Origin of the sequence: Acinetobacter rudis (genome assembly GCF_031157835.1) — a bacterium.
Taxonomy (GTDB): Bacteria; Pseudomonadota; Gammaproteobacteria; order Pseudomonadales; family Moraxellaceae; genus Acinetobacter; species Acinetobacter rudis_A.
The window spans coordinates 1-9,061 of record NZ_JAVIDR010000036.1 but is presented as its reverse complement, the minus strand read 5'-3'; the positions used below and the strand labels follow the sequence as shown (position 1 = coordinate 9,061).

The 9,061-nt window shown below is 39.3% G+C and carries 5 protein-coding genes; 4 read left to right on the top strand and 1 reads right to left on the bottom strand.

All coding sequences use genetic code 11. The annotated features are described in order from the left end of the window. Positions 1-139 precede the first annotated feature (139 nt). The gene (locus tag RFH42_RS16570) at positions 140-805 is read right to left on the bottom strand and encodes a hypothetical protein (RefSeq protein ID WP_308977032.1); all 666 of its coding nucleotides are present in this window, start codon (positions 803-805) and stop codon (positions 140-142) included. A 168-nt stretch (positions 806-973) separates the two neighbouring features. Between RFH42_RS16570 and RFH42_RS16565 the strand changes: the two genes are divergently transcribed. From RFH42_RS16565 to RFH42_RS16550, 4 genes are all read left to right on the top strand, one after another. Beyond that, positions 974-2,977: a type I restriction-modification system subunit M gene (locus RFH42_RS16565; RefSeq protein ID WP_308977031.1), complete on the top strand. Its 2,004-nt coding sequence runs from the start codon at positions 974-976 to the stop codon at positions 2,975-2,977. 2 nt (positions 2,978-2,979) lie between these two features. Further along, entirely contained in the window at positions 2,980-4,293 is a 1,314-nt protein-coding gene (locus tag RFH42_RS16560) for a restriction endonuclease subunit S (protein ID WP_308977030.1), read from the top strand. 109 nt (positions 4,294-4,402) lie between these two features. Beyond that, on the top strand, positions 4,403-7,687 hold the full coding sequence (locus tag RFH42_RS16555) for a type I restriction endonuclease subunit R (RefSeq protein ID WP_308977029.1): 3,285 nt from the start codon (positions 4,403-4,405) through the stop codon (positions 7,685-7,687). A gap of 12 nt (positions 7,688-7,699) precedes the next feature. Continuing rightward, positions 7,700-9,049, top strand: a complete 1,350-nt coding sequence (locus tag RFH42_RS16550; protein ID WP_308977027.1) for an ISL3 family transposase — start codon at positions 7,700-7,702, stop codon at positions 9,047-9,049. Positions 9,050-9,061: the final 12 nt, after the last annotated feature.

Here is a 9,061-nt window from a genome sequence, read left to right as displayed (position 1 = left end):
GGCTATTTGCATTTTAAGGTGGGATTTTTTTAAATCTCACCTTATTTTTTAACTTAACAAACTCTAATTTTGCAATCTAAGGTTGAAACTACTTGAGCTAATCATTTTTAAAATTTGCATTATAAGGTTGAAAGTGAATTTAGCTTTTTAATAATCCTTTTAGTTGACTCAAATATTCATTTGCTTTTTGTTGAGCATTTTCTTCTGATAAATTCAAATCGGATTGAATCTTAATGATGCTTTGTTCAAACTGGCTCAATTCCAAATCACTCAATCGTTGTTCATCTTTGTACATATCTATAGTTGCTCGACACAAATGAATGAAGTGTGCTGTTGTTTTGTGCTGATAATTACAACAAGCATGAATGATATTTTTGAGTCGTCTGTTGCGTAGCTCAATATTGATTGGTTTATAAGTTGGATGGCTTGCGCTAAAAAATAGTGCCTTATCTATGGCATCACCGCTATACCAACCTTTATCCAAATTTTCTTGTGCTGCTTGAATGTAAATTTCTGCTACTCGCTTCCTGTCAGCCAAAATGTATTTCTCAATTTCAGCTTGGTCAGTTAAAAGCTCAATTGGTTCAAACTGAACTTTAGTGCCGTATCTGTTTTGAGTAGATTGATCATTTACTCGCAGAAAAATGGTTGCACCTATTTCTATATCTGCTAGTACGGTATTTTTGACAAGTTGGGCTTGATAATTTTTTACACTACCGATCAGTTCAGCTTGAATATACTTTGTTCCAATTTTTAAGATACGAAACTGTCCAAATGCTGTCATTTTTTCTTGCTTATTTGGCATCTCACACCAAGCCTAATGATTATCCTGTGATAAATTTTAACATTAAGTCTTTATTATGAAATAAAAAAGTAGTCAGATTTGAAATTTTTAAATATTGCATTTCAAGGTTGAAAAATTTACGTTTATTGCATAATATTTAGCTATTGCAAAATAAGGTTGAAAAACAAAATGGCTTCTGCACCAAACAATACCGAATCGACACTGGCAAGTTTTATTTGGAACAATGCGAATGATCTTTGGGGGGATTTTCCGCATACAGAGTTCGGTAAAATCATTTTGCCCTTTACGGTATTAAGACGTTTAGAATGTGTACTTGAGCCAACGAAAGATGCTGTTCTCAATACTTATGAGCAATTCAAAGATCAAGGGATGGCGCTTGACGATATTCTTACTAACGTAAGCGGCAATCCGTTCTATAACAAATCAACCTATAACCTTTCCAATTTAGGCGGTACAAAAACTAAAGCCAACCTTGAAGATTACATTTCCAATTTTTCTGAAAACGTGCGTGTAATCTTTGAACAGTTTGATTTCAATACAACAATCAATAAGCTTTCTAAAGCGAATTTACTGCTACGCATTTGCAACAACTTCGCTGCCATCGACTTACATCCGAATGTTGTTCCTGACCGTACCATGAGTAATGTCTATGAACATTTGATTGCAAGATTTGGTGCAGAAGTCGGTACGGGGTCAGAGGACTTTATGACCCCGCGCGATATTGTGCATTTGGCAGCGACTTTATTGCTTGAGCCTGATAATGAACTATTTGAACAAAAGAATGGTTTAATCCGTACCATTTATGATCAAACGTGCGGTACATCGGGCTTTTTAACTGACATGATGAACTATGTAGACGGTTTTAAGGACCGCTATAAAGTTGCTCCTGTACTTGTACCCCACGGACAGGAATTACAGCCTGAAACTCATGCTGTCGCATTGGGTTCAATGCTGCTAAAAAAACTAGAATCTGACCCAAGCCGTGATTTATCGCAAAATATTAAATTGGGCAGTACCCTCAGTAACGACTTATTTGCAGGGCAGCGTTTCCATTATCAATGCTCCAACCCACCTTTCGGCATGTCTTGGGCGAAAGATGCTAGTGCAGTTCAATTAGAGCATAAAGAAAAAGGCTCAAATGGGCGTTTTGGTGCGGGTTTACCTAAAGCAAGCGATGGTTCTATGCTGTTTTTGCAAAATCTAATTTCCAAACTAGAACTGCCTGAAAATGGTGGTGGTCGTGGTGCGATTGTGCTATCAGGTTCACCATTGTTTAACGGTGGTGCAGGCTCAGGCGAGTCGGAGATTAGACGCTTCATTTTAGAAAATGATTATCTTGAAGCAATTGTTGCATTACCGACTGATATTTTCTTCCGTACAGGTATTGGAACCTATATTTGGTTAATCTCAAACCGTAAACCTGAACAGCGCAAAGGCAAAGTACAGCTCATTGATGCAACTGCTATGGGTTCATCTATGCGCAAAAACGAAGGTAATAAGCGCAAGTTTATTGACCAAAATTCGATTGATGAAATTAGCCGTATTTATGCCGATTTTGAAGAAAGTTCGGTGAGTAAAATCTTTGACTATACCGATTTTGGCTATCGCCGAGTAAAAGTCTTGCGTCCTCTACGCATTGATCTGCAATTTGATGCTGAAAAACTTGAATTATTTAAAGCATCTAAAGAATTTGGCAAGTTATCAGACAGCGACCAAAATTCAGTATCGGCTTATATTGAACAGCAGTTCGGCGAATCGAAAGATTATGCTTGGTTTGAAGCGTCATTTTTGAAAAACCTACCACTCAGCAAAATCAGCAAAGGTTTAAAAAATGCTTTGATCGCTGCGTTTGGGTTGCAAAATCCTGATGCCGAGGCCGTTAAAATTAATGGTGAAGTGCAAATGGATAGTGAACTCACCGACTATGAGAACATACCGCTAAATCAAGATATTGCTGCGTATATGACCAAAGAGGTACTTTCTCATGCGCCTGATGCAGTAGTTGATACCACTTATACCGATGCCAAAGACGGTCAAGTTGGTGTGGTGGGTTATGAAATTAACTTTAACCGTTATTTTTATGTGTTTGAGCAGCCACGCCATCCGAATGAGATTATGGCTGAAATTAAAGAGCTGTCTGCCGAAGTGGCGCAATTGCTTGGGGAGGTTTAAAGATGCAGTTTAAGCAATACCCAAGTTATAAACCAAGTGGTGTGGAATGGTTAGGTGATGTACCTGAGCATTGGCAACAAAAACCTATTTGGAGTTTATTTAAGCGTATTAAAAGGACTAACTTTCCAACTGAACGCTTACTTTCTGTTTACCGTGATTATGGTGTTATTCCTAAAGATAGTAGGGATGATAATCATAATAGAGCATCAGAAGATTTAACTCCTTATCAGCTTGTATGTGCAAATGATCTTGTCATCAATAAAATGAAAGCATGGCAAGGCTCTATTGCTATCTCTGAGTTAAGAGGTATTGTTAGCCCTGCATATTATATTTACCAACCTAAAGCTGAATATCACTCAAAATATATTCATTTTCTGATTCGTTCTGCGTATTACATTCAAAGTTATAAAAACTATTCAAAAGGGATACGAGTTAATCAATGGGATTTGGAGAGCGAAGCATTTACCCATATTGACTTATTGCTTCCTTCTTTAGATGAACAACAAAAAATCGTTGCATTCCTCGACACCGAAACCACCCGAATTGACAACCTGATTGCCAAGCAAGAAAAGTTAATTGAGCTTTTGGAAGAACAGCGTAAGTCGATTATTTCTCATGCCGTGACCAAAGGTTTAAACCCTAATGCACCGATGAAAGACAGTGGTGTGGAATGGTTAGGTGATGTACCTGAGCATTGGGAAGTGGTGAAATCCAAAAGATTATTTTGGTGTAAAGGTGGATTTGCATTTTCAAGTGATGATTTTTTTGAAGAAGGTAATTATCCAGTAATTCGAATTTCAAATATTCAAGATAAATCTATTTCAACTGATAAAATGGTCTATGTTAATAGCTGTACTAAAAAAGTTTTTAACCAATTCTCTGCTTATACTGGGGATTTGATATTTTGCATGACGGGTGCAAGTTTAGGGAAAGTTGGTCTTTTACCTAAAGAGTTAAGTTTTGCTCTAATTAATCAACGTGTAGGTAGACTTGATATAACATCTTACGCAATAAAGCAATTTGTGTTTTACCTAGTTTCTAGTCATGGATTTCAAACTAATATTCGTATGCTAGGAGTGGGTCTAACTGATAATTTTCCTAATATTAGCTCTGATCTAATAGGAATTGTTGATGTAGTTCTTCCACCATTAGTCGAACAACAAGGGATTGTTAATCACCTAGAGATAGAAAACTCTAAAATAGATACTCTTATTGAAAAGCAAAATCAACTTATCGACAAACTCAAAGAATACCGAGCTTCGATTATCTCTCATGCAGTTACAGGCAAAATTGACGTAAGGGAGTTTGGCGCATGAATTTTTTAGCAAACACTATCTAAAGCCAATATGGGAATGCCTGAGTTATGGCATCAAGCCCCGTTTTGGCAACACGCATTACAACAGAATTAAAAATTAGGGGAATCGCATGAATATTTTGGCAGACAAAGCCCATTACGAAAGCCACTTAGAAGCCTATATTGTGCAAAAACTGCAAGCGCAAGGTTGGGTGGTTGGGCAAAGTAAAAATTATCATACCGAATATGCACTCTATCCCGAAGATTTAATTACATGGATTCAAGTTACACAGCCTGAAAAGTGGGAAAAACTGCAAGCACTGAATGGTAGTAATACCGAAAAACGTATCATCGACCGCTTGGATGATGAACTGAATAAGAAAGGCACAATCCATATCTTTCGTAATGGCTTTAGCATGGCGGGCGCAGGCACAATCGACCTCAGTGAAAGCGCACCCGAAGATGGACGCAATCAAGCCGTCATTGACCGCTATAACGCCAATATTCTGCGGGTTGTCCCACAACTTAAATATCATCCATCCAAAGACGCAGGCATTTTGGACCTTGTGTTCTTTATTAATGGCTTGCCAATGGCAACGGTGGAAATTAAGACTGAGTTTAACCAGTCTTTAGAAGATGCCATTGAGCAGTATAAAAATGACCGTAAGCCGATAGACCCTAAAACAAGACGTAAAGAGCCATTGCTGACACCCAAGCGTGGTGCAATTGTGCATTTTGCTTTGTCTGAATCTGAAATTGCTATGACCACGGCTTTAGATGGTGAAAGCACCTATTTCTTGCCGTTTAACAAAGGTAATCAGGGACATGCAGGCAATCCTCCTGCGGATTCAGCCAAAGGTGAAGATTATCCAGTGGCGTATTTTTGGGATTATGTCTGCCAACGTGATAATTGGCTGAAAATTTTCCATAACTTTGTCTATGTGGAAAAGAAAAACAAAGTCGATCTATATGGTAATTGGACGGTACAGGAACGTCTGATCTTCCCGCGTTACCACCAGTTTGATGCGGTGAATAAAATCATTGCCGATGTGCAAGAAAAAGGCGTAGGACTGAATTATCTGTGTGAGCATAGTGCAGGCTCAGGTAAAACCTCTACGATTTCTTGGGTGTGTCATTCACTGGTGCGTTTGCGTCACAATGACGGTACACCGTTTTATAACTCCGTCATTGTGGTGACAGACAGAACGGTACTGGATGACCAGTTACAGGAAGCCATTCAACAATTAGATCATCAGAAAGGCTTAATTGCTGCAATTAACCGTGATGACAAAGAACATGCAGGCAAATCGAAAAGCAAACAGCTTGAAGATGCACTGTTGTCCAATAAACAGATCATTATTGTGACCATTCAGACTTTCCCGCATGTGATGGAAGCGATTCTGACCAATACCAGTTTAAGCGATCGTAACTACGGTATTGTGATTGATGAAGCACATACTTCGCAAACAGGTTCAACAGCATCTAAACTGCAAGCGACATTGGCATTGCAGTCGGGTGAAGCAATGGCTAACCTGACTGTTGAGGAATTGCTTGAGCAAATTCAAAAAGCCCGTGTACAGTCTAAAAACATCAGTCACTTTGCCTTTACTGCAACCCCAAAACACTCGACTAAAATGCTGTTTGGGCGCACTAAAAATGGTGAGCCTGCCAGTGATGACAATTTACCTGAATCCTTTCATTTGTATCCGCAACGTCAAGCCATTGAAGAAGGCTTCATTTTAGATGTACTGCAAGGCTACGTACCTTATAAAACAGCTTTTAAACTCGGCGGTGAAGCTGTTGACGATGATAAACGAGTCAATTCTAAAGCAGCCAAGAAAGCCTTAGCCCGTTGGATGGCTTTACACGCGACCAATGTCACGCAAAAGGTGCAGTTTATTATTCAACACTTTCACCACAATGTTGCCAATTTGCTCAATGGTCAAGCCAAAGCCATGATCGTGACCAGTTCACGCCCTGCGGCAGCACGATATAAAATTGCCTTGGAAAAATATATTGAAGATAACCCTGAATACAGTGCCTACCGTGTCTTGGTGGCATTTTCGGGTAAGCTCACGGGCAAACAGATTAGCCATGAAGCAGATGGTGATAGCGAAAACGGGGCGCTATTTCAAGTTGGTGAAGATGCTGAATTTACCGAAGCCAATATGAATGCCGATGCACCTAATTCTGATTTACGCATCGCATTTGACCGCCCTGAATATCGCTTAATGGTAGTGGCGAATAAATTCCAAACAGGCTTTGACCAACCCAAACTCTGCGCCATGTACATTGATAAAGTCATTGCCAATGAAGTTGAAGTGGTACAAACCTTGTCACGCTTAAACCGTACCACCACAGGCAAAGATCAAACCTTTGTGATTGACTTTGTGAATGACCCTGAATGGATTTTAAAGTGCTTCAAAAAGTACGACAACGGGGCAAAAATGGTGGATGTACAAGACCCGAATGTGGTTTATACCATCAAAGACAATATTGAAGAACTTGATCTGATTACCGAAGATGATTTGGAGGAGTTTAAAGCAGCTCGTTTTAAAACTATCCGCGATATTAGTAATCATGATTTCAAAGAAACCACACATCCCGACCTGTTTAAAGCAACCGATCGTGTCGCCCGCCTGTTTAACCAAAAACTGAAAATGCTGAAACAGGCGATTGAGCTACAAGAAATAGCGTTCGATCAGGCTAAAGCAGATGGTAATGATGAAGGCGCGGAAAAAGCCGAATTTGAGCGCAAGCAATTGGACGTAGAATTACAAACTTTAATGCGCTTTAAAGGCAATTTGGATAAGTTTAGCCGTATTTATTCCTATGTAGCACAGCTTATTGACTTTGGCGATCCTGAACTTGAAAACTTCTCGGCATTTACCAAGCTCTTATCCAAACGATTAAATGGTATGTCTGCTAAAGAAATTGATATTTCAGGCTTGGTACTGACTGGCTTTGGCATCTTTAAAAAGAAACTTAAAACCGATGATACCGATCATCCCGAAGCGGATGAACCTCAACCATTAGTCCCCATCCAAGGCACAGCGAACGGTGACTTGCAGCCAAACAAAATGACTTATCTCAAAGAAGTGATCGATCTGATTGCACAGACCTTTGGGGATATTTCTACCCGTGAAGAACAGGTGGTGTACATCAATCATTTAGTAACTATTCTACGAAATAACGATGTAGTTATGGCTCAGATTGAAAATAATCCTGAATCCACAGCCTTGCAAGGCAATCTACCATCGGCAACCAAAGGTGCAATTATTCAAGCACTAACTTCACATCAAGACTTATCAGCATTATTGCTCAAGACCGATGCACAAGCGATGCAGAACGTGATCAAGGTGCTGTATAAATTGCTTAAAGATGGTGAAACCATTGATGTGCATCGTCTAACATAACGGAGTATGGGCATGATTGATATTCTGCAACTGGAAGGTGTACAGCCGATAGATTACCGTAATGAAGATGGCTGTATTATGATTACCGTACAGCCAAGCGGTGAGCATTTGGAAACATGCCCTGAATGCGGTGGACGCTTATATAAGCACGGTCAGCGTATCAATCATTTTGCTGATACACCTTTGCAGATGCAACCAGTAAAAATTGAGGTGATACGAACACGCTATCGCTGTTCTGAATGCAAAAGCATGATTACCCATCAACTCAGCTTCTTGGATGAAAAACGTAGAGCGACCCATCGGCTGATTCAGCAAGTACGCAAGCGTTGCTTAGATCGAACCTTTACGCAGCTTGCCGAAGATACGGGTGTAGTCGTGAACACCATTAAAAACATTACGCTCGATTTCGTGGAGGAATTAGAACGAGATATTAAGTTTGAAACTCCAACGATTATGGGTATTGATGAACTTAAATTGATGGGAACATATCGCTGTGTCATCACCAACCTTGCTATGAACAGCTTATATGATATGTTGCCTGAAAGAACTCAAGATACATTGATACCATACTTCGCCAAACTGCCTGATGCAGAAAAAGTAGAATGGATTTGTAGTGATATGTGGCGACCCTTCAAAAAGTCATTCCGTCTGCACCTACCAAATGCCAAGTTGGTTATTGATAAGTTTCATGTAGTGAGAATGGCAAGTGAAGCTTTAGACACTGAACGTAAAGCTTTACAAAGTAGTTTGGACCGTGATGCCCGACTGAATATGAAAAAACATTTACGGTGGATACTGCTTAGACGACCAAATTCATTGACCGAAGATCAACAAAGAATTTTAGGAAATTTAGAAAAATGGCATCCTGAATTTAAGGAAGCTTATGACCTCAAAGAGCAGTTTTATAATATTTATGAAGCAACAACCAAAGACGATGCCATACAAAGGTTTCATGAATGGGAAAGCAGTATTCCCAAATATTTAAAGTCTTTCCGTGACGTTGCTAAAACTGTGAATAATAACTTTGAGGATATATTCACCTATTGGGATGCGCCAATAAGAATTACCAATGCTTATACTGAGGGGCATAATGGTATTACAAGAGTCGCAAATCGAATGGGGCGAGGATATACCTTTGAGGTGCTTCGAGCAAAAATGTTATATAACAAGGTGGCTCGATCTATTACAACTTTAAAGACTCAATCATCTTCATTAGAATCAACCGAAGGTTATGAGGGTTTAACTGCATTTCCAACCAAGCAAGAGAATACTAAGTTGGAATATGGCGCTTATATTCCAACCTTGGTTGAATTATATGGCGGTGATGATTATTTAGATGAAGAACTAATTTCAACCATATAATGCAAATAGCCA

What these genes read in the sequence shown, in the direction of transcription:
- RFH42_RS16565 (WP_308977031.1), top strand. Translation starts at nt 974, where the DNA reads ATGGCTTCTGCACCAAACAATACCGAATCGACACTGGCAAGTTTTATT.
- RFH42_RS16550 (WP_308977027.1), top strand. Translation starts at nt 7,700, where the DNA reads ATGATTGATATTCTGCAACTGGAAGGTGTACAGCCGATAGATTACCGT.
- RFH42_RS16570 (WP_308977032.1), bottom strand. Translation starts at nt 805, where the DNA reads ATGCCAAATAAGCAAGAAAAAATGACAGCATTTGGACAGTTTCGTATC.
- RFH42_RS16555 (WP_308977029.1), top strand. Translation starts at nt 4,403, where the DNA reads ATGAATATTTTGGCAGACAAAGCCCATTACGAAAGCCACTTAGAAGCC.
- RFH42_RS16560 (WP_308977030.1), top strand. Translation starts at nt 2,980, where the DNA reads ATGCAGTTTAAGCAATACCCAAGTTATAAACCAAGTGGTGTGGAATGG.